This window comes from Weeksella virosa DSM 16922 (assembly GCF_000189415.1).
GTDB classification, from domain to species: Bacteria; Bacteroidota; Bacteroidia; order Flavobacteriales; family Weeksellaceae; genus Weeksella; species Weeksella virosa.
Genome location: NC_015144.1, coordinates 2,097,711 through 2,119,809 on the forward strand (window position 1 = coordinate 2,097,711; position 22,099 = coordinate 2,119,809).

General features: G+C 34.2%; 19 protein-coding genes. 14 read left to right on the forward strand and 5 right to left on the reverse strand.

The window, feature by feature from the left end; all coding sequences use genetic code 11:
- Nucleotides 1-28: 28 nt before the first annotated feature.
- Nucleotides 29-868, reverse strand: a complete 840-nt coding sequence (locus WEEVI_RS10055; RefSeq protein ID WP_013599024.1) for a T9SS type A sorting domain-containing protein — start codon at nucleotides 866-868, stop codon at nucleotides 29-31.
- Nucleotides 869-1,397: 529 nt separating this feature from the next.
- Here WEEVI_RS10055 and WEEVI_RS11650 point away from each other — a divergent pair.
- From WEEVI_RS11650 to WEEVI_RS10070, 3 genes are all read left to right on the forward strand, one after another.
- The gene (locus WEEVI_RS11650; RefSeq protein WP_070486295.1) at nucleotides 1,398-1,592 is read left to right on the forward strand and encodes a transposase; all 195 of its coding nucleotides are present in this window, start codon (nucleotides 1,398-1,400) and stop codon (nucleotides 1,590-1,592) included.
- Entirely contained in the window at nucleotides 1,550-1,933 is a 384-nt protein-coding gene (locus tag WEEVI_RS11655; protein WP_081448713.1) for an integrase core domain-containing protein, read from the forward strand. Before WEEVI_RS11650 ends, WEEVI_RS11655 begins: the two co-directional genes overlap by 43 nt.
- Before the next feature lie 220 nt (nucleotides 1,934-2,153).
- The gene (locus WEEVI_RS10070; protein WP_126414815.1) at nucleotides 2,154-5,507 is read left to right on the forward strand and encodes an Eco57I restriction-modification methylase domain-containing protein; all 3,354 of its coding nucleotides are present in this window, start codon (nucleotides 2,154-2,156) and stop codon (nucleotides 5,505-5,507) included.
- Here WEEVI_RS10070 and WEEVI_RS11195 read toward each other — a convergent pair.
- Genes WEEVI_RS11195 through WEEVI_RS10085 form a run of 3 tightly spaced genes read right to left on the reverse strand, consistent with a single transcriptional unit; the run spans nucleotide 5,491 to nucleotide 7,286 of the window.
- Complete coding sequence (locus WEEVI_RS11195; RefSeq protein WP_081448714.1) at nucleotides 5,491-6,159, reverse strand: TaqI-like C-terminal specificity domain-containing protein; 669 nt, start codon at nucleotides 6,157-6,159, stop codon at nucleotides 5,491-5,493. The genes WEEVI_RS10070 and WEEVI_RS11195 overlap by 17 nt on opposite strands.
- 42 nt (nucleotides 6,160-6,201) lie before the next feature.
- Nucleotides 6,202-6,999: an IS3 family transposase gene (locus WEEVI_RS10080; RefSeq protein ID WP_081448697.1), complete on the reverse strand. Its 798-nt coding sequence runs from the start codon at nucleotides 6,997-6,999 to the stop codon at nucleotides 6,202-6,204.
- A gap of 20 nt (nucleotides 7,000-7,019) precedes the next feature.
- Nucleotides 7,020-7,286, reverse strand: a complete 267-nt coding sequence (locus WEEVI_RS10085; protein WP_041942030.1) for a transposase — start codon at nucleotides 7,284-7,286, stop codon at nucleotides 7,020-7,022.
- A gap of 314 nt (nucleotides 7,287-7,600) precedes the next feature.
- Here WEEVI_RS10085 and WEEVI_RS10090 point away from each other — a divergent pair, with 314 nt between their 5' ends.
- The 10 genes from WEEVI_RS10090 (at nucleotide 7,601) to WEEVI_RS10135 (ending at nucleotide 18,971) form a co-directional block, all read left to right on the forward strand.
- A complete protein-coding gene (locus WEEVI_RS10090; RefSeq protein WP_013599026.1) occupies nucleotides 7,601-8,209 on the forward strand; it encodes a master DNA invertase Mpi family serine-type recombinase in 609 nt (202 codons plus the stop codon).
- Between the two features lie 50 nt (nucleotides 8,210-8,259).
- On the forward strand, nucleotides 8,260-8,862 hold the full coding sequence (locus tag WEEVI_RS10095) for a DUF6088 family protein (protein ID WP_013599027.1): 603 nt from the start codon (nucleotides 8,260-8,262) through the stop codon (nucleotides 8,860-8,862).
- On the forward strand, nucleotides 8,855-9,886 hold the full coding sequence (locus tag WEEVI_RS10100; RefSeq protein ID WP_013599028.1) for a nucleotidyl transferase AbiEii/AbiGii toxin family protein: 1,032 nt from the start codon (nucleotides 8,855-8,857) through the stop codon (nucleotides 9,884-9,886). Before WEEVI_RS10095 ends, WEEVI_RS10100 begins: the two co-directional genes overlap by 8 nt.
- 28 nt (nucleotides 9,887-9,914) lie before the next feature.
- Nucleotides 9,915-13,274 carry a helicase-related protein gene (locus tag WEEVI_RS10105; protein ID WP_013599029.1) on the forward strand — a complete coding sequence of 1,120 codons (3,360 nt, stop codon included), beginning with the start codon at nucleotides 9,915-9,917 and terminating at the stop codon, nucleotides 13,272-13,274.
- Nucleotides 13,275-14,365: 1,091 nt separating this feature from the next.
- The gene (locus WEEVI_RS10110; protein WP_013599030.1) at nucleotides 14,366-14,689 is read left to right on the forward strand and encodes a translation initiation factor; all 324 of its coding nucleotides are present in this window, start codon (nucleotides 14,366-14,368) and stop codon (nucleotides 14,687-14,689) included.
- 41 nt (nucleotides 14,690-14,730) lie between these two features.
- Nucleotides 14,731-15,603: a nucleoside phosphorylase gene (locus WEEVI_RS10115; protein ID WP_013599031.1), complete on the forward strand. Its 873-nt coding sequence runs from the start codon at nucleotides 14,731-14,733 to the stop codon at nucleotides 15,601-15,603.
- Nucleotides 15,604-16,096: 493 nt separating this feature from the next.
- On the forward strand, nucleotides 16,097-16,636 hold the full coding sequence (locus WEEVI_RS10120; RefSeq protein WP_041942171.1) for a helix-turn-helix domain-containing protein: 540 nt from the start codon (nucleotides 16,097-16,099) through the stop codon (nucleotides 16,634-16,636).
- A complete protein-coding gene (gene cobT / locus WEEVI_RS10125; RefSeq protein WP_081448715.1) occupies nucleotides 16,633-17,652 on the forward strand; it encodes a nicotinate-nucleotide--dimethylbenzimidazole phosphoribosyltransferase in 1,020 nt (339 codons plus the stop codon). Before WEEVI_RS10120 ends, cobT begins: the two co-directional genes overlap by 4 nt.
- A gap of 3 nt (nucleotides 17,653-17,655) precedes the next feature.
- Complete coding sequence (locus WEEVI_RS10130) at nucleotides 17,656-18,435, forward strand: adenosylcobinamide-GDP ribazoletransferase (RefSeq protein ID WP_013599034.1); 780 nt, start codon at nucleotides 17,656-17,658, stop codon at nucleotides 18,433-18,435.
- A complete protein-coding gene (locus WEEVI_RS10135; RefSeq protein WP_013599035.1) occupies nucleotides 18,417-18,971 on the forward strand; it encodes a histidine phosphatase family protein in 555 nt (184 codons plus the stop codon). Before WEEVI_RS10130 ends, WEEVI_RS10135 begins: the two co-directional genes overlap by 19 nt.
- A 1-nt stretch (nucleotide 18,972) precedes the next feature.
- On the opposite strand, the gene dnaG is transcribed toward WEEVI_RS10135, so the two are convergent.
- Complete coding sequence (dnaG, locus tag WEEVI_RS10140; protein WP_013599036.1) at nucleotides 18,973-20,904, reverse strand: DNA primase; 1,932 nt, start codon at nucleotides 20,902-20,904, stop codon at nucleotides 18,973-18,975.
- 95 nt (nucleotides 20,905-20,999) lie between these two features.
- On the opposite strand from dnaG, the gene WEEVI_RS10145 reads away from it, so the two are divergent.
- Nucleotides 21,000-22,085, forward strand: a complete 1,086-nt coding sequence (locus WEEVI_RS10145; RefSeq protein WP_013599037.1) for a glycosyltransferase family 9 protein — start codon at nucleotides 21,000-21,002, stop codon at nucleotides 22,083-22,085.
- The last annotated feature ends 14 nt before the right edge of the window (nucleotides 22,086-22,099 follow it).

A 22,099-nucleotide genomic window follows, 5' to 3' on the forward strand; every position in this document is an offset into this window, starting at 1 on the left:
TTTTGCGTGATCATATACCCGCAATCGGTTATTTTTTTATGAATTTTGTCGAAATTCTTCGGCCATTTTTGGTGGTTATAACGCTTAAATATGCACCTGAAGGAAGAAATCCTACTTGGTTAATTTTTTTGTCAGAAGTCATAATACTTTTACCATTCAGGTCGAAAACTGTCAGAGACAAAAAGTCGTTGGTTTTTACTTCTAAAATATCTGTAATTACCGTAGCAGCCAATGGGGCAGACGAGCTGTTGAATATTTCTGTCGATCCTAGTACGCTTTCTCCTTCGAGCGTGAAGGTTAGGCCAGCTGGCTGTTGTGTCCATTTCTCATTGGTATAGACCTTTGCTAATTTTGTACCTTCTTTGTTGTTTGCTGGGTAGAAATGCCAATCGGTCAGACTCGATGGATAGGGTGCATTGATGTAGGCACTGAATATAAACCAATATTTTCGGTCTGCTTTTAGTTGGATAGAGTGAGAGCTCAAGTCTATCTCGAAGGTTTGATCCATCCCCTGAGAAATGAGATTTACTCCATCCATTTTTTGCAATGATTTGAAAATGATTGTGTTTTGTGTTCCTGGTTCTGTGGTTAGGTCTTCTTCTTCGATAATATAAAAATCTGTAGATTTCAAAATCGAAGGAAGATTTTGCATTATTTGTGCACCGTACAATACTACTTTTGATAAGGTTGCATCGGTAGCTAGAACAAAATCATCTGCTGCATGAATGGTTCTAGAAGAGGAAGAGGCACTGATGGCATTACCGTCTGATGATTTTTCTTGAGTAAACAAGACAGTATTTTGGGCCGTTAGGGGTTGAGCACCGAGCATCATCCCAAATAAAATAAAAGAGTAAAGTTTTTTCTTCATGTTTTGTAATTTTTTGCTAATATACTGTTATTGGATTGTAGAAAAACTAAATTATTAACATTTATAATCGCTTATTTTTATATTTTGGGTTGTTTCGAATAAGTTTGTGTATTTATTATCTTTTTAAGATGAAATAGTGAAAATTGATTTTGTGTGAGGAACGCAAGTTTATAAGATGAAGTATGCAGTACAAAACCCATAACGGTTCTATATCCTTTTTTCGGTGTTCGTTCGGTGTTGCTATATCGTGAAGAGTAAGAAAAGTGGGAAATTTTAGATTTCCTTTATATGATAATTTATTAGATAAGTAAAAATCTCTTAGATAGAAAATATGTTTGACTGTCAAAATAATTTATACCGATTAAAAAATTAACCACCTATCAATTTGGCTAATATTATCATTTATACTTACGAATTTAAAGAAATCTAATTTGTAAGTTTAATTTGATATAAAGTTTATCGTTTTCTTTATAAATTTTTTCAAATATACTACTCCCCAAAATTCGGACCACGGGTTAAGTTGAAAATAATGATTAATTTTAACTCGTATAATGATGAAAAAAGCAGAAGAAAATTTACCGATGCCTTCAAGGCCAAAGTTGCCATTGAAGTTTTAAGGGAGAGAGAAACGCTCAGCGAACTGGCCCAGCGTTTTGAGATCCATCCCAGTCAGATCAGCATCTGGAAACGAGCGTTTCTGGAGCAACCCAGACAGAACTGCTGAACGAGTCGATAGAAAGGTACGGAAAGCCTGAAATCATCAATTCTGACCAAGGAAGTCAATATACTTCCAAAAACTGGTTTAATTGTTTAAAAGGTCATGAAATCAGGATAAGCATGGACGGTAAAGGCAGAGCTACAGACAACGTTTATGTGGAAAGATTCTTCCGGTCAATCATGGATGATTATATTTATTTAAATCCAGCAGAAAACGGATTGGACTTGTATCTTGGAGCCAAGAATTTTATTGAGGAATATAACCAAAGAAGACATCAGGGAATAGAAAATAAAAGGCCAAAAGATTTGTATAAACTTGAAAAAACAATTCAACTTAAATCAGCCTAATTGTGGTACAGGAAATGGGTAGTACTTTAAGCCAAAATGTTGAACATGTTTTAGAACATTATGTAGCATCTCGTTGGATTGTTGAGGTTATATAAAAATATATTTATAAATATTATGGTTGTTTAAAATAAATATTACAAAGAAAGATATAAAACATATCTATTAATTGCATATTTCATATCTTTACCGAATACGATTAAAAAGGTTATACATCAAGGAAATGGATAAGCTTATACAAACTTTCTCAATAAAAATATTAGCAGATTTTTTCAAAAAAGCTATTTCATCATTTAAAAATGAAGAAGAAGATTTAGATTATATTATAGAAGATAAAAATTTTGAGCAATTTTCTGAATTGACAAGAATTGGAAATGTAGAATTTAAAAATTCTGACGAACTCATTGTTTTTGCCTGTAAATATAACGGGATTCTATCTGAACGTTCTTCTAAAAAAAAGCAATTTGAAATTGCGAAGTTAGTTTTAAAAGAAGATTTTAAAGACGGAGCTATTTTCGTTTTTTATGATAAATCAGGAAAATTCAGATTTTCATTTATCAGAAGAAACTGGGACGGAAAAGCAGATAAAAAATATTCTTCTTGGAAACGGTTTACTTATTTCGTTAATCCGGAAGAACATAACAAAACTTTTAGACAAAGAATTGGCAACTGTACATTTAAAGATTTGGACAGTATTCAAGAGGCTTTTTCGGTTGAAAAACTTACTAAGGAATTTTACAATGATTTGTTTAAATGGTATCAGTGGACACTTACAGCCGAAGTAGGTATTACATTTCCGAATGATACTGCTACTTCAGACGATGACCGTGTAAAGTTGGAAGAGCAAATGATTCGTTTGATTACCCGATTGTTATTTGTTTGGTTTATCAAACAAAAACAGTTGGTACCAGATGAATTATTTAAAACGGACAAGTTATCAGAAATACTAAAAGACTTTGATCCTAATAGTACTTCTGATGGGAGTTATTACAACGCTATTTTACAAAACCTGTTCTTTGCCACATTAAACAAAGCGGTAACGGAAAGGGAGTTTGCAAAAACTAAAAACAGGGATATTAAAACTCGATACCGTTATGCGGAAATGTTTACGATCTCCGAAGAAGAAGTTTTGAATTTATTTCGACCTATTCCGTTCTTGAACGGAGGGCTTTTTGAATGCCTGGATAAAGAAGAGAGTACAGACGGGATCAAGTACCATTTGGATGGTTTCAGTCGTAGTGACAAAAAATCACCCAATGGAAACTTTAAGCACCGTGCTTTTATTCCTAATGCGGTGTTTTTTGGAGATGGGATTAATGAGGGCTTAATTCCTTTATTGGAACGCTATAATTTCACGGTAGAGGAAAATGTGCCGAATGAGGTGCAGGTAGCATTAGACCCTGAATTGTTAGGAAATGTTTTTGAAAACTTGCTTGGAGCTTTTAATCCTGAGACACAGGAATCTGCCCGCAAACAATCCGGCAGCTTCTATACGCCAAAAGAGATTGTTGCCTATATGGTGGATGAATCTTTGATTAGTTATCTGCAAAGTAAATTTTCAGATTTGGAGGAAGCACTCATTCGCCAGCTTTTTGAGCAAGAAGTGTTACCTGATTCTTTAGCTCAAGATGCTGTTTTGTGTGAAGAAATTGCTTCACAACTCCGCAAGGTTAAAATCCTTGATCCTGCTTGTGGTTCTGGAGCTTTCCCGATGGGAATACTCAATCGGATGGTAGAAATTCTTGAGAAATTAGACACAAAAAATAAAGAAACACACCACGACTTGAAATTACATTTGATTGAAGAATGTATTTACGGTGTGGATATACAAACCATTGCAGCCCAAATTAGTAAATTACGTTTCTTTATTTCGCTGATTGTAGAGCAGGAAACAATGGATTTATCTAAGCCTGAAGAAAACTATGGTGTATTAACCCTACCAAATTTAGAAACTAAATTTGTGGCAGCGAATACTCTGATTGGGATGAAATCAAAACCGGCTCAATTAACGATTTTTGATAAAGAGGAAATAGAAAACACCAAACAGGAATTACTGAAAGTAAGAAAAGAACACTTCTATGCGAAATCTGCTTCTGCAAAAAAGAAACTACGAGATCAAGATGCCGAATTAAGGGAAAAACTGGCAAAACTATTAAAAGAAAGTGGCGAGTATGCTCCCGAAGATGCCGTACAATTTTCGCAATGGAATCCCTACGACCAAAACGCTACTTCGCCTTTCTTTGACCCCGAATGGATGTTTGGATTGGAAGAGGGCTTCGATGTAGTAATTGGAAATCCTCCATATGTACAACTACAAAAGGAAAATGGCAAATTGGCTAAATTGTACCAACATTGCGGATATAAAACCTTCGCTAAAACGGGAGATATCTATTCACTGTTTTATGAACGTGGTTGGCAATTATTAAAAAACAAAGGGATTCTGTGCTACATTACATCCAATAAGTGGATGCGTGCAGGATACGGAGAAAGTACTCGTGAATTCTTTGCAACCCATACAAACCCTATCTTATTAATTGACTTTGCAGGACAAAAGATATTTGAGTCCGCTACGGTGGATACTAATATTCTCTTGTTTTCTAAGGATAAAAATAGACAACAGACAAGAGCCTGCGTGATCAAAGAAAAGGTGTTAAATAATTTGAGCGATTATTTTAGACAAAATGCCACAGTTTGCAATTTTTCAAAGGGGGAAAGCTGGGTAATTTTAAGTGAAATTGAGCAGAGGATAAAAGCTAAAATTGAAGCCGTTGGAACCCCTTTGAAGGATTGGGATATTAATATTTATCGTGGGATATTGACGGGCTATAATGAGGCTTTCATTATTGACGGAAAGAAGAAAGATGAGTTAATCGCAGAAGATCCAAAATCTGCCGAAATCATTCGACCGTTACTTAGGGGTCGTGATATAAAGCGATATTCTTATGATTTTGCTGATAAATATTTAATTGCAACTTTCCCAAGCAAAAATTATAATATTGACGAATTTCCAGCGATAAAACAATTCTTAATAGGCTTTTATCCTAAGCTTAAACAAACAGGTGAAAACCTTACAGCTCAAGAAATTAAAGCAGTTTTAAATCACGCTAAAACACATGGAATTCCAATTAAAGAAAGTTCTTTAAAAAAGTCTAGAAAAAAAACTACAAATAAATGGTTTGAAACACAAGATTCGATAAGTTATTGGGAGGATTTTTCTAAACAGAAAATTGCTTGGAATAGAATAGCAAGTGAAAAGCTTTTTTCTCTTGTTGATGAAGGAATTATAATACAGGATAGTATGCACTTTTTTACAGGCAATCATTTAAAATTTTTGTGTGCAATTCTAAATTCTAAATTATTTTCTTGGTTTATGTATTTAATCATTGGTGATACTGCTGGAGGTAATGCAGGGAATTCTGATAATATTAGAAATTTAACTATTCCAAAACCTAATAGAGAACTTGAAATACAAATTGAAAGATTAATAAAAAGTGAACAATATCGCGAAATAGATAAAGTTGTGTACAAATTATATGATATTTCCGAACAAGAAATTGCTTTTATTGATGCTCAATAAAAGCAATTTCTTCATTGGTTAATTGATATAGTTTATAAACTTCTTCATCAATATTTATTTTGTTAAAATTAATTTTTCCGTTTGGTTTCGGGACAGGTAAGTTTTCCAAAAATGCTTTTTTGTACCTATAACCTGTTTCACCCAAACCACCTCCAGCATAAAATGTTTTAAAAAAATATGTTGCTGTTTTAGAGTGTAAAAGATGATATAAATATTCCAAATACTCACCTGTCATAATAAATGTAGTTGCTTCAGGATAAAACTCACCTGTTTTATCCAGGTAAAATTGTGGCTCACGAACGATCTCGCTATACATTATTTTCTGTTTATAAAAATCCTCCATATAAGCACAATTCCTTAAATTATATGGAGTATCACCTTTGTCGGCTCTTTTTTCTAATTGCGGATAATATTGATCTAAGTGTTTTTTAATTGATGGGTAATCGTTTATCTCTATGCGTTTTACACCCTTTTCTTTAATGCCATTATGGGAATTAATTAACCATAAATCAGCAAAATCATAACCATATCTTTTTATGTCCCTGCCACGTAAAATAGGTCGTATAATTTCTTCACTTTTGGGATCCTCGTCTATAAGTTCTTTACGCTTGGCACCATCAATAATAAATGCTTCATTGAAACCTGTTTTGATTTGTAAGTTCCCCGTTTTTCCAACAGTTCAAAACTAAGCAAATTATGCACTTCTTTTCAATTTAAATTCTATCGGTGAACAATCTCCTAAACTTGAATGTGGGTGATTATGATTGTAATCCTCCATCCAATCTTGAGCGAGAGTTCTTGCCTGTTCGATATTTTCAAATAGGTAAGCATCCAGTACATCTTCCCGAAAGGTTTTGTTGAACCTTTCACAAAATCCGTTCTGCATGGGTTTTCCTTTCTGGATTCGGATATGCCGGATCGAGGAGTTGGAGCAAAAGCCCTCAAAAGCTTTTGCGATGAACTCCGTGCCGTTGTCCGTACGGATGTTGGTTGGTTTTCCATACCACTCAATGAGCCTTTGCACGAGTTTAACTACTTTCTCTGAAGGAAAACTATAGTCTATTTCGCACATTAATGCCTCCCGGTTGTAATCGTCTATCACGTTCAGTATCCGAATCTTTCTGCCGTTCTCCAACACATCACTCATAAAATCCATGCTCCAGGTAATATTGGATGCAATCGGCTGCAATAAGTATTCTTTGTCCGGATTGGGGATGCGACGTTTGATTTTTCTTCTGCGTTTGTTCAGTCCTAATTTACGGTAAATCCTCTCAATGCGTTTATGGTTCCACCCATAACCTTCCTTTCTGATGCGTTTAGTGTATTCCGGACAACCTCTTGACGGAAGTTTTTCGGCATAATAAAGCAATCGACGCTCTACTTCTGTATCGTCCTTGATGCTTTGATAATAATATCCCGAACGTTCCAATCCGATGATGCGACAGGCTCTGGCAGTACTGATTTGTTTGTCATCTTTTAATTCTTCTGCCAATTCTCTTTTCTGACAGAGCCCTAAAGCTTTTTTTCGATGACCTCTTTTAAAATACTATGATCCAAACTCAAATCGGCATACATCTTCTTCAAGCGGGCATTTTCTCGCTCCAATTCCTTGAATTGACGCAACATTTCTTGATCCATGCCACCATATTTGCGCTTCCACAAATAAAAGGTATTTGGACTGATGGATAATTCTCGGCATATATCGGATGCCTTTTTTCCAGCTTCATGCTCCTTGAGTACTTGACTGATTTGTGTTTCTGTAAATCTTGACTTTTTCATCTCTAATAACAGTTTAAATTTATAAATTTTTATAATATTTTAAACTGTTGGAGTTTTTGGGGGACTTACACATTCCATAATTTATACGAATATTCCAATCCTTTAATGGAGTGCCAATCCGCTCTATTTTTTCTTTGATTTGTTTTTCAATAGGAGATAGTACAACCCAACTTTCAGAGTTTTTAAACTCTGAAAGATTAGCATTTTGTCTAAAATAAACGCTGAATTGTGTGCTGTAATTATTGGATAGGTTTAATTTAGACAGCTTACGTTTAATTTAAACCAAAACTGAATAATAATTTAAACAACTAAAAATGATTTACGGTTACATTAGAGTAAGTACAGACAAACAAACGGTAGAAAATCAGCGCTATGAAATCAATAATTTCTGCGAACGACAAGAAATTGTCGTCAATAAATGGATAGAAGAGACCATTTCTGGAGGAAAAAAAGTAGAAGAAAGAAAACTTGGCAAGCTACTCAAAAAAATGAAAAAAGATGACATTTTAATTTGTTCAGAATTGTCCCGTTTGGGCAGAAATCTTTTAATGATTATGGGGATTTTAAATGAGTGCATGAATAAAGACATTCAAGTTTGGACAATCAAAGATAACTACCGATTAGGAAGTGATATCAATTCCAAAGTACTGGCTTTTGCATTTGGTTTATCAGCTGAAATTGAACGAAATTTAATTTCTCAACGTACTAAGGAAGCACTGGCAAGAAAACGTGCTGAAGGAGTTATTCTCGGTCGACCGGTTGGCAGTAAATCAGCCAAAACGAAGTTAACCGGACAAGAAAAGAAAATACAAGAGTTACTCGACAAAAAGGTGTCTTATTCTGCTATCGGCAGAATTTTGGGAGTACATCGTCTAACCGTGTCTTCATTTGTCCGGAATCAAAAATTGAAAACCAACTCGTAAACTGTCACAAATATTTACTATTTTTGTGACAAAACAAAGGATCTGAAAAGATGCAAAGCATTGAGAAAAAAATAGAAAAATCAATAAAGAGCAAGTCAAGAGGCACGTTGGTCTTGCCTGATGATTTTTTGACTTTTGGTTCTGCGGATGCCGTTCGCCAAGCTTTGAGTCGTTTAGAAAATAAAGAAATAATAGTACGAGTAGCTCACGGAATCTATGTGCGTCCAAAAATGAGTAAATTAGCTGGTGCTCTTACTCCTTCGGCTGAAGAAGTAGCAGAAGCCATTGCTAAAAGAGATAAAATAAGAACCGTGCCTTCGGGAGGTTATGCTTTGAATGCTTTAGGGTTGAGTAATCAAGTGCCAATGAATATTGTTCTGCTGACAGATGGCTCTCCAAGAGTAATCAAAGTAGGAAAGCGAACGATAAAATTTAAAAAAACCACCCCTAAAAACTTATTGGCTAAAGGAAAAATCAGTCGATTGGTCATTCAGGCACTCAAAGAAATTGGTAACAAAAAAGTAACAGCAGAGGAAGAAAACAAAATAATAGCGTTATTGAAAGAAGAAGATGAAAACGATTTGAGGCACGATATAACTTTAGCACCTGTTTGGATTCAAAAAATAATGAAAAAAGCATTACCTAATGAATAAGAATAGTTTTTATGAGTTGGATAAATCCGATAAAATAATTCTGTTTACAGAAACAGCTACTCAAAAAGGAATGATGCCTTTCGCAGTAGAAAAAGATTGGTGGGTAGTGCGCACGTTAGAAATTATTTTTAAAACAAGTGCTGCTGAACATCTTGTGTTCAAGGGAGGGACTTCATTGAGTAAATCTTGGGATCTCATTCATCGGTTTTCAGAAGATATTGATTTAGCCATTGACCGAAATTTTTTAGGGTTTGAAGGTGTATTGTCAAAAAACAAACGCACCCAACTACGAAAAGCAGCCAATAAATACACTTCTGAACATTTCTACATAGAATTACAAGAAAAATTTATAGAACACGGTTTCAAAGATTTAAGATTTAATCTTGTTGAAGCAAAGGACAGTGATCAGGATCCACGGATTATTGAGATTTACTATCCTAATGTCATACAAAGTTTGGGCTATGTACAGCCTAGAATACAGGTAGAAGTTGGTTGTCGTTCATTGATAGAACCTTATTCGTTACGATCTGTAGTATCTTTTGTTGATGATTTGTATGCTGATAACGACTTTTCGGCGTTACCGATAGAAATACCTTCCGTAAATCCTGAACGAACCTTTTTAGAAAAGCTTTTTCTTTTACATGAGGAGTTTCATAAACCTTTAGAAAAAATAAGAGTAGATAGATTAAGTCGTCATTTATATGACGTCTATCAATTATCAAAAACGGAATTCTTAAAAGCGATTGAAAACGTTGATTTGTATAAAACAATTGTAGAACACCGATTTAATTTCACAAAAGTATCAGGAATAGATTATAATTTGTTATCGCCAAAAACACTTGATTTTATTCCGATAAACGAAGTGAGAGAGGCGTGGGAGCGAGATTATAAAAAGATGAGAGAGGAAATGATTTATCAACCAGATTCCCCTACGTTTGATGAAATTATTGAACAATTAATGATTATTAAAAATAGAATAAACGAACAGGGTTGGGATTTGGGAAAAGAATACCCTATTCCATAATTGATGTTTTATATTAAAAATTTTTGAGATGCCAAACAATTTTATTACCAATAATAAACAACAAAAAACGCTCAAGACCAGGCTTAATACATTAATCAGTATCAGTGATGAATTGAAGTTTTTAGTAGGATTTTTCTACTTCAATGGCTGGTCAGAAATTTATTTAAGTCTTCAAAAAAATCCGCAACAAAAATTAAAGCTGTTAGTCGGATTGCAGGTCTGTAATTATCTGGGTAATATCATCGAGTATGCCGAACAAGGAGAAGAAGACAGCTCAAGAGATGAAGTTTTTCAAAATTATTTGATTTCATTGGGCTTTGCATTGAACAATGAAGAAATGGATACAGAAGACTTCTATAATCAAGTGGGATTCTTTGTACAGATGATAGAAGAAGACAGATTGGAAATACGTAAGACAGAAAACCCGAACCACGCCAAATTGTATCTGTTTCAATACAATGAAGAGTATGCACACAACTTAGCTAAGAATGGGGAATTTATTACAGGAAGTAGCAACTTAACTCGTTCTGGATTAAGAAACCAAGAAGAATTTAATGTAGAAATTTCAGACTATGGGTATGAAAATGCGGTTCAATATTTTGATGAATTATGGGAACGAGCAACGCCGATTACCGAACATTTGGAAAACCGTAAAATACTGATTGACTTTATCAAAAATAAAACTCAAGTTGCTACGATAACACCTTTTGAAGCCTATTGTCTGGTTATAAAAACCTACCTCGATCTACAAAATCAGGAAAATGAAGAAGTGGATTTAGATAGTTTGCTAGAAAAAATTGATCTTAAAAAATTCAGTTATCAGTCAGACGCAGTAAACCAAGCGATACAAATGATAAAGGAGCATAACGGTTGTATCATTGCCGATGTAGTAGGTTTAGGAAAATCGGTTATTGCATCAATGATTGCCAGACAGATGAATAAGCGGGGCATTATTATTTGTCCTCCTGGATTAATGGGAGATGCCGAAAAAAAAGACAGTGGTTGGTGGGAATATTTAGAAAAGTTCGGATTACATAACTGGCAAGTTTACAGTCGTGGAATTATAGACCGTATTGCGGATAATATTGAAGGTAGAGATTTTGAAGTAGTGATTGTGGATGAAGCCCATTATTTTCGCAATCAGGATACAGCTGACTACGAAGCATTATCAATGATTTGTCGTGGTAAAAAAGTAATTCTTTTGTCGGCAACTCCATTTAACAATTCACCCAAAGATATAGAAGCGTTATTAAGCTTATTTACTGTACCGGGAAAATCAACGATTACCTTAGAAGATAATCTAAAAGGTAGATTTAGCCGCTATAATTATGAGTATAAACAATTATCTATCATTTATAAAAATTGGAATTCTGCTGATGACAAGAAAAGAAAGCAGGCAGAAAATATTTACACAACAATAATAGATGAAAACTTGCCCATAGATATAAAAAAGGTTAAAGAACGGACAAAAATTTTATCAAATGAAATTAAACGTACCATAAGCCCTGTGGTAATACGACGAAATCGATTGGATTTGAAACAGGATTATGTTTATGCTAATGAAATTGGAGAACTCTCTGTTGTGAAAGACCCTGAAGAAGTTTTTTATTATTTAGATACGGAGCAAGATGAATTCTATGACAATATCATCAGTAAATATTTTGCCGAAAATGGAGTATTTACTGGTGCTATTTATCAGCCGTTCAGCTATGAAAAAATATTAAGTGATAAACTTGATGAATTTGGAAATAGACAATACAATCAGCAGAAAAACTTATACGATTTTATGCGTCGTATTTTAGTAAAACGATTCGAATCTTCTTTTGGTTCCTTTGAAAAATCCATAGAAAGGTTCTTACAAGTACATTTATTAGTTAAAGATTTTATTGATAAGACCGGAAAGTTTATTTTAGATCGTTCGTTTATTGATCGAATTAAAGATTTTGAAATTGAAGATATTGAAGCTAATTTGGAAAAATATGCAGCTGGGGATCTCAAACGTAAAACTCCTAAAAATAATGAAGTTTACGACATTAGCACTTTCCAAAGAAGGCAAGAATTTTTAGATGATATAGCTTCGGATATTCAATTATTTGAAGCTATTCAAAAACGGCTGAAAGATTTGAAGTTAGTCGAGAAAGATCCTAAACAGGAAGAAATTATCAAAAAAATAAAAAATCTTTTAGTAAACGAGCCAGACAGAAAGATTATCCTATTCTCGGAATATGTAGATACCATTCATCATCTCGAAAAACGATTTAGAAAAGAATTTGGAAATGATGTTTTGATATGTGATGGTAAAGTATCAAAAGAGTTGGCCAAAAATCTAAACAGCGATTTCAATGCACAGTATAAAGGTTCAAAAACAAATCATTTTAAAATATTGCTAACCTCGGATAAGCTGTCTGAAGGATTTAATTTGAACAGGGCTGGGGTTATTATCAATTATGATATTCCTTGGAACCCCACACGTGTTATTCAGCGTGTAGGGCGTATTAATCGTATAGGTTCTAAAGTGTATGATGAGTTGTTTATTCTGAATTTTTTCCCATCATTAAAAGGAGCTGACATTGTAAAATCAAGGGAAATAGCACAGCAAAAAATGTTCTTGATTCATAATGCTTTGGGAGAAGATGCTAAGATTTTTGATGAAGATGAAGAACCAACACCAGCTGCATTAGGATCAAAAATCAATTCTAACCCCGAAGAAGAAGGAGAAGTAAATACCATTACCAAAATCAGAAATATTTTTTCAGACTTACAAAAGAAACATCCTGAAATTATTGCAAAAATCAGTCAGTTACCTCCAAGGGTTAAAACCGCTAAAAGTTATCCCGAATATGAATTAAATGTATTAAGACGAAAAGGATTAAGTTTATTTGCTCAGACCGTAGGGAAAGAAGAAAGTAGAGCAATCAGAGAAATAGACTTTGAAGAACTTTTACAAAAAATAGAATGTAAAATTGATGAACCAACATTAAAACTTTCATCTGTTTTTTGGAATTTGTATGAAGAGATAAAAGAGTTTAAACCCAAATATAAAATGGGCAGAAGTGAAATTTCTTTAGAACAAAAAGCGATGGAAAATTTAAGAAAATCACATAAAGTAATTAAAGATTTAAAAGATGAACATCTAAATTTCATCCAAATGCTAATAAAAGACTTACGTTATTATCATACGCTTTCAATGAGAAGTATAAGACGTATCGGCGGTCAAGAATTGACTGATGATAAGAAGTCTATCCGTTCTTTTTTGGAAGAAATAACATATCTAAAACAACATCTTGGAGAAAACTATCTGGATGACATCGAATCCAGAACAAAAAGCCAAAGTAAAGAAGTAATAATAGCTATTGAGAACAATGATTTAAAAGAATTATTTCACTAACTTAAAAATTTTGATTTCTATAAATCTGTAAAATAATAAAATGCGTAAAATTCATAATTCTGTATCTTATTTGTACCATAAAAATATAACTAATTGATATTCATATATGGTTATTTTTGAAGAATGAAATAATTAGCAATTAACATCACACAACAATAAGCAATAAACCGTTGTAAATTAAATGTTTACAGCGGTTTTTTATATATAAATTTTTCTGGCTTTTCTTATTCGTTTTCTACTTATGCAAAAACTATTAATATATTTAGTTTTAACTAAATAATCTAAAAAAAAAATTACTTATTTTTTTGTTTTATATTTAAATGTAATTTTATTACTACATATTTATTTTGCTCTAAAACAATCTTTTAAAAAAGTTTTATGTGCAAAACAATTACATTTATTTGAACCCAGCAGAAACCGGATTGAACTTGTATCTTGGAGTCAAGAATTTTTCTGAGGAATATAACCAAAAAAGACATCAGGGAATAGAAAATAAAAAGCCAAAAGATTTGTATAAATTTAAAAAAACAATTCAACTTAAATCAGCCTAATTGTAGTACAGGAAATGGGTAGTACTTTAATGGATTGGATCAATTCCTGAGCATTGGGAGCTTAAAAAGCTTAAACATTTTGGATATATATCCAGGTTTAATTGTTAAAAAAGGTGATGATTTTAATAATTTATTTTTTGAAGGAGCAAAATAATTTGTAACATTTACAACTATTTGCAATTATGCTCAAATTAAAGAAAAAAGATTTCAATATGTAAAGATTTCTCTACATGAAATTCAGAACGAAATAAATAAGAACGATTAGCTTTTTTTAATGAACATACGTAAATTTCAAATAGAATTTGCGAAGAAACTCACAGATGCGCACTTCAAACAAGATATGCTGAATAGTAAACAAAGATTTTAAAGAAAATAACGCAAAACATCCAAAACCAATTCTATCACAAAGAAACCTAAATAAAAAAAAAAACGAAATGTCTTTTTTTTAACTTTGTCAACACACAAAAAGTTGAATGATGAGTTTTTATTTGCTTTTTGTGTTTATATAATCATTGAATACAAATAGACGATACTAATAAAATGGATTTACAAGAACAGTTGAAAAATCTCTTTCCACAGCACGAATTTGAAGAAGAAGAGAAAGAAGAAAAAAACGGGATATGGTTACAAGACGAACCACTTCTTTGTAAATACGAAAAAAGAAACGGGAAAGTAAATACGGTAATCGAGGGATATACGGGTGCCGATAACGATTTCAAAACGCTGACTAAAGAACTAAAAACTTTGCTCGGTGTAGGAGGAACCTACAAAAACGACCTCATCGTTATTCAGGGCGATTATCGCGACCGTATTATGGAGTTTCTGCAAGAAAAAGGCTTTAAAGTGAAGCGTGTCGGCGGATAATTTACTATCTTAGTTCTTAATTTTTTTTTAATGAAGTAGATATGAGTAAAGCATCATCAGAATTGGTACTTAACCCCGATGGGAGTATTTATCACTGCAATATAAAACCCGAACATTTGGCCGATTTAGTAATCACGGTGGGCGATCCGAATCGAGTAGAAAGAGTTTCTAGACATTTCGATCAGATCGAACACAAAGCATCAAAGCGCGAAATTATATCACATACCGGGAGCCTGAACGGGAAAAGAATTACTGTGATTTCTACAGGGATGGGAACCGACAATATCGATATTGTCTTGACCGAATTAGACGCCTTGGCCAACATCAATCTAGAAACAGGTGAAGAAAATCTAACCAAACGTCGGTTAACAATTGTTCGTTTCGGTACATCGGGCGCTTTGCAAGGCGATATCCCAGTAGATTCTATTTGTTTAGGTACCCATGGATTGGGGCTGGATGGTTTGCTGCATCATTATGTCGGTAGCGAAAAAGTATTTGACCATGCAATGGGAGAAGCCTTTACCAAACACAGCAATTGGTCGACCAAGAAAGCCGAACCTTATATTGTAAAAGGATCCGAACGATTATTCAACGTATTATCATCTGAGCAAACCCACCACGGAATTACGGCTACGGCATGCGGTTTTTATGGACCACAAGGACGCTATTTGCGATTAGAGCCCAACCCAGTAAACATCAATGAACTGCTAACAGATTTTGAGTTTGAGGGGTATCGTATTTCTAATTTCGAGATGGAGACTTCGGCTATTTATGGACTTTCGGCCATGATGGGTCACGAAGCTTTATCGGTAAACACCATAGTGGCCAACCGAATTCGAGGAGAATTTAGTAAAAACCCATACGAATCGGTAGATCGAATGATCGAATATGCTCTAGAACGTTTAACCAAGTAGTACTACGAATAAGAAAGCAAATAACAAAGAAAAAAATAACCGGCTCTTGCCGGTTACTTGAGGTTAGTATTTCGCCAACCAAAGAATTTGTAAAAAAAAGAATAGAGAAATTAATCCATACAGTTTCTATAATTTAAACGCTGCATTTTCTAGCATCTTACTTAGCTTTATTAGAAATAAACAGCTCTTTTTATTTTGATTATTCTAATCAACAATCAGCAATAAATGTACATTATTTTTATTTAGTAAACAAATAATCTTCAATTATTTTATATTAATTATTGTATTTGTAGAAGAATCATAATTGACTATGCGCTGTAACCGACATTTCTTCAGTCATCGCTTGTAAATCTTGCTTTTCACGCTGTTTGTTTTTTCCTACCTAAACAGAAAAAATGATAAACAAGCATCATTTGCCCGAAGGGATAAAAAAACGTATCTTTCACATGTGAAAAATAATACAGTTTGTCCTACAGAATTGTTTGTCAAAAACATGGTTTGTTACCGGTGCAAAGTAGTTGTAGAAACGATTTTGCGACAGCACAATATTTTGTTCGAACAAGTAGAATTGGGTAAAATCAAATTGCATTCATCTCTTGATAAACCAACATTGGCCGAGTTGAAAAAAGACTTAGTAGCCGTTGGTTTCGAGTTGTTGAATGATCAGCGAAGTAGATATATCGAGCAAATAAAACAAGAAATCATCTTCTTGATACATCATCAAAACAACGAATTACACGTCAATTTATCTAATTATCTTAGCGAAAAAATTGGTGTTGAGTATAAATATTTATCCAATCTTTTTTCGATCAGCGAAAGACAAACAATCGAGAAATATTTCATTCTACAGAAAATAGAAAAGATAAAGGAATTGATGGAGTATAATGAGCTAACTTTGAGTGAAATTGCTGCAAACCTCAACTATTCGAGCGTTGCACATCTGAGTACTCAATTCAAAAAAGTAACCGGAATCACTCCCAGTAATTTTCGTCAAATGCAAAAGAAAAGCAGACAATCTATTGATAAACTATGAATATGACCTTGTCCGAAGAATTACAACACAAAATAGATTACAAAACCAAGCCATTGGGCGCTTTGGGCGATTTAGAAATTTTGGCTAAAAGAATTGGTTTAGTACAGAAAACAACATCTCCCGAACTACAAAGCCCTCATATTGTTCTCTTTGCAGCAGATCATGGTTTGGCCAAAGCGGGTGTAAGTGCATATCCACCAGAAGTTACATTTCAGATGGTAGATAATTTCCTGAAGGGTGGTGCTGCTATCAATGTATTCTGCAAACAAAATAATATCCAACTAAAATTAGTTGATGCAGGAGTAGACTATGATTTTCCTCAACACCCTCAATTAATTGATCGAAAAGTGAGAAAATCTAGCCGAAATATGTTAGAAGAACCCGCGATGACCAAAGAAGAGTATCAATCTTGTCTTGCCAACGGCCAAAAGATTGTCCGTTCTATACAACAAGAGACCTCTTGCAATGTTATTGGCTTTGGAGAAATGGGGATTGGGAATACATCGGCCTCATCGTTGCTATTGAGTAAAATATTCGATTTGCCGATAGAACAATGTGTCGGGCGAGGTACAGGAGTAAATGATGAACAGTTGCAAACGAAAATCAACATCCTAGAACAAGTATTATCGCTTTACCCTGCAGTGAAAACTCCCGACGAAATAGTACAGACATTTGGTGGGCTAGAGATAGCACAAATGATGGGTGCAATGCAAGAAGCCTACGAACAAAAAATGTTGTTACTGATCGATGGTTTTATAGCCACAGCAGCAATTAGCCTTTTATGGAAGAAAAACCCTGCCATTTTACAACATTGTATTTTTTGTCATCTAAGCGATGAACAAGCCCACGGAAGAATCTTAGAAATATTAGAACAAAAACCTTTGTTGCAACTAAGTATGCGTGTGGGTGAAGGGACAGGTTGTGCAGTTGCCTATCCCATTATCGAAAGTGCAGTGCTATTTCTCAACGAAATGTCGAGTTTCGAACAAGCCAATGTATCGAATAAAAATGAATAAATAGTGCTGAAAAAAGAGTTGATTTATTTGGCAACCGCCATCATGTTTTTTACCCGAATACCAATACCGGCAAAGCTCCCGTATTCTGAACAAATCATGAACCAGTCGCAAAAATATTTTTCATGGGTTGGTCTAGTTGTCGGGATTTGTAATGCACTTTTTTTGTATTTGGGGATGCAATTATTCGACTTTTCGATTGCAATAATATTGATGATGATTGGTAACGTATTGCTAACTGGCGCATTTCATGAAGATGGTTTTATAGACGTTTGCGATAGTTTTGGAGGCGGCTATGGCAAAGAAAAAATACTAACCATCATGAAAGATAGTCGGGTAGGAGCGTATGGAGTAATTGGAATTATTCTACTTTTTGGTCTGAAATTTTTCACGATTTCTGCCCTGCTTGATTATCATTTTTCTACTGTTTTATTGGTTCTTATTTTTGCGCATACCTCGAGCCGATTTCTTTCGGGCACAATGATTTATACCCATCAATATGTTCGTGATATCGACCAAACTAAATCAAAACCTTTGGCAAACAAGCCTTTGGATAAGAAAGCTTTGTTCATTAGTTTTTTGCCGGTAATACTGGTATCGATTTTGCTCAAAAATCCTGCGTTTATAGGTGTTTTTTTATTTGCTTTTTTGGGTAAAATTTATTTGGGTTGGTATTTCAAAAAACATATTGGTGGCTACACAGGCGATTGTCTAGGAACCGTTCAGCAAGTTTGCGAAGTACTCATCTATCTAGGAACATTACTCGTATGGAAATACATTTCTTGAGACATACACCGGTCCATAACCCCGAAAATAGATGTTATGGAAAATCGGATATTTCTTTGCCCGATAACTATTTAGAGCATTTTGGTAGGATAAAATTAGATACGGATTACGATTGTGTCTTTTCTAGTCCATCGGAGCGTTGTACTAAAATTGCCGAGCATTTTGGGCTAAAATATACAATAGACCAACGCATTACTGAACTGAATTTTGGTGATTGGGAAGGAAAAAAATGGATAGAAATACCGCAAAACGAAATCGATCCTTGGTACGAAGATTTTGTATATTATCCGACCAAAAATGGCGAAAGTTTATATGATTTGCGTCTAAGGGTGAAAGAATTTATCCGTACTGTAAAAGAAGAAAAACATACAAAAGTGTTGGTCATTACCCATGCCGGTGTGATACGTTCGGCGATTCAACTTGTATTGGATTTTCCGATGAAAAACTTTTTCTTAGTTGATTGCCAATTCGGCAAAAAAACAATCATTGCCTATCAAGAATCTGGGGCAAAACTTATTGGTATCAACCTAGATTAATTTAGACAACTCGATTAAGAAAGTGATTGAGATAGTTTTTTAGTTTCGTCAGACGCATGATTTTTTCTAAAATTTCGATCCTCACTTCACCCTCAAAATCAGAGCTTTGCGTAAGAGGAAGTAGTTTTTTTATTTCGTTTTGCACGTATAAACTTTTGAAGTTTAACAGCGTGTCTTTTACTTCTTTATCGATATTGTGCTCGATGTCTTTGATGTAGATTTGTTGTTTTTCTTTCCAATTCTTACTCACATGGTATGGAGAAATCAACGCTTGAGAAGTGAAATTGGTAATTTCTTCATCCATGATTTTAATGAAAAAATCACTAGTTCGAAGTTCATCTTTTTCATAACCAACAATTACATCATCCAAAATTTTTTGATAGAACGGATTCTGAAATTGCAAGTTATCAGCCTCTAATTGATCCAATACTTCTTCTATAACCGTCGTTTCGTACTGCTCATTATTCTCATCATGTAGCTGAATTACTTTGTCGCCAAACTGCAAAATAAGTTGAATAATTTTTTCTTCGACTATAACAATCGGATCCACAACTTCGTTGAGATTAGATTTTTGGATGGTGAGTTCTGCCGAATCTTTTTTTTCTTCTTTAGTTGGTTGCTGATTTATTTTTTTTGTGTATTGAGCAAGTTCTTTGAACAGTACTTTGTTGCTTACTTGCATCAATTTTGCTGTTTCTTCGATATAGATTTCTTGCTGAATCAAGTTCGGAATCAGTGCAATACTCTCGACAATGTTTCGGGTGAGCTCTGCTTTCTTGATCGGATCATTTTCGGCATCTTCCATCAAGATTTTCGCCTTGAATTGTATAAAATCCGTTGCGTTTTCATCGATAAAGTTTTTTATTTCTTCTTCGGTATGATTTTTTGCAAACGAATCGGGATCTTGACCATCTGGGAAAAGCAAAACCCGGACATTCATTTCTTGTTCCAAAATCAAATCAATACCTCGAAAAGAAGCTTTGATGCCTGCCGCATCCCCATCGTACAAAATTGTAATGTTGGGTGTTAGACGCTTAATCAGAAGAATTTGTTCTTTCGTTAGAGCCGTTCCAGAACTGGATACTACATTTTCTATACCAGCCTGATGAAGTGCCAAAACATCGGTATAACCTTCTACCAACAAACATTGGTTTTGTCTAATGATACTTTGTTTAGACTGGTACAGACCGTATAGAACTTTACTTTTATGATAGATTTCGTTTTCGGGAGAATTGAGATATTTAGCTGCATTTTTACGATCGTTTCTCAAGACTCTACCACCAAAACCTAGTGTTCTGCCCGAATAACTAAAAATTGGGAAAATAACCCTTTCACGGAATCGGTCGAATTTTTTATCTTCTTTATAAATCACCAATCCCGATTGCTCGATAATATTTTTTGCATAGCCTTTTTCTTCTGCAAAATTTGCAAAAGCATCCCAAGCAGAAGGCGAGTAACCTAATTGAAATTTTTCTATTATTTGTTTGGTAAAACCTCTTTCTTTAAAATAACTCAAGCCTATACTAATACCTTCTTCGGTTTGGTGTAGCTGCTGCTGAAAGAATTTATTCGCTGCTTCGGTGATAAGAAAAAGACTTTCTTTATTTTTGATGGCTTCGTTATTCTCTGGTGCAAAACTGCGATCTTCTTCTACCTCTATATTGTATTTTTTGGCCAACCATCGCAAAGCTTCTGGGTAGGAAAATTGTTCAATTTCCATAAGAAACGTAACGACATTCCCACCACGTCCAGAAGAAAAATCTTTCCAGATTTGTTTTCCTGGTGAAACCACAAAAGAAGGAGTTTTTTCATTGGCAAAAGGAGAAAGTCCTTTGAGATTTGCACCTGCTCTTTTCAGTTGCACAAAATCGCCAATAACCTCTTCTACACGTGCGGTATCAAAAATCTCATCAATTGTTTTCTGGGTAATCAAGATAGTCAACTTTTTAGTAGCTTCAAATTTAACAAATCTTCGGCAGATAAGATGTTTTTTGTTAATAGCTAATGATTTTTCAATATTTTTGCGGTATGAATCATCAGAAAATTTTGATTATCCAAGAAAAAATGATCGGGGACGTATTGATCAGTTCTTTGATTTGCAACAACCTGAAAAGAAAATTCCCAAATGCTAATATCCACTATCTTGTTGCGCCAAATACGCTTCCTGTTTTGCAAGGGAATCCTAATATAGATCAGCTGGTGATTTATGGTGATTTACAAAAAAATAACGTACTAGAATTTTATGATTTTATCCGTAGTATTCGCGCTTCTAAATACGATGTTGTGATTGATGCGTATGGTAAAATTGGCAGTAACTTGATTGCTTATTTTTCTGGTGCCAAAAAAAGAATAGGATACAAGGAGAAAAATAGATTGGGTGTCTACAACGTAAAATTGCCGTATGCAGTACAAAAAAAATCATTCAAAGGTTTGGCAATCGAGCGAAGGTTAGAGTTGCTGAAACCTTTTATGGACGAAACAGAAATGGATTATCTACCCAAAATCTATTTCAGTGATCGGGAGTTAGAAATCGGTAAAAGTATGGTAGAATCTATTGCAGATACTACTATTTGTATGGTTAGTTTGTTTGGGAGTTCGCCCAACAAATCCTATCCATCGGCTTATATGGTAAAAGTTTTGGATACGATAGGGAAACAAGAAAATACGACAATCTTGTTGAATATTCTACCGAATCAACAAGAAGAAGCCGAGCAAATTATAGAGGCCTGTTTGCCTGCGACTCAAATCAAAATCAACACAGCTATTCGTGGAAAAGGATTACGAGATTTTATCGTATTGATGAATTTTTGCGATATTTTGGTAGGAAATGATGGTGGAGCTGTGAATATTTCTAAGGCGTTGAATAAACCGACTTTCACTATTTTCTCACCTTGGGTACCCAAAGAAATATGGAGCATATTGGATGACGGAATCCAACATGTTGGCGTTCATCTCAACGATTATCAACCCGAATTGCTTAGGGGTAAGAGTGAGCATAAATTGAAAAACGAAAGCCAAAAATTGTATCAAGAATTCCGTCCCGAGCTTTTTACCGAGCAATTGACAGAATTCTTAGAAAGGCATCAAGAGAAAAATAGATCATGCTATCTATAAAAGATGAAAAAACG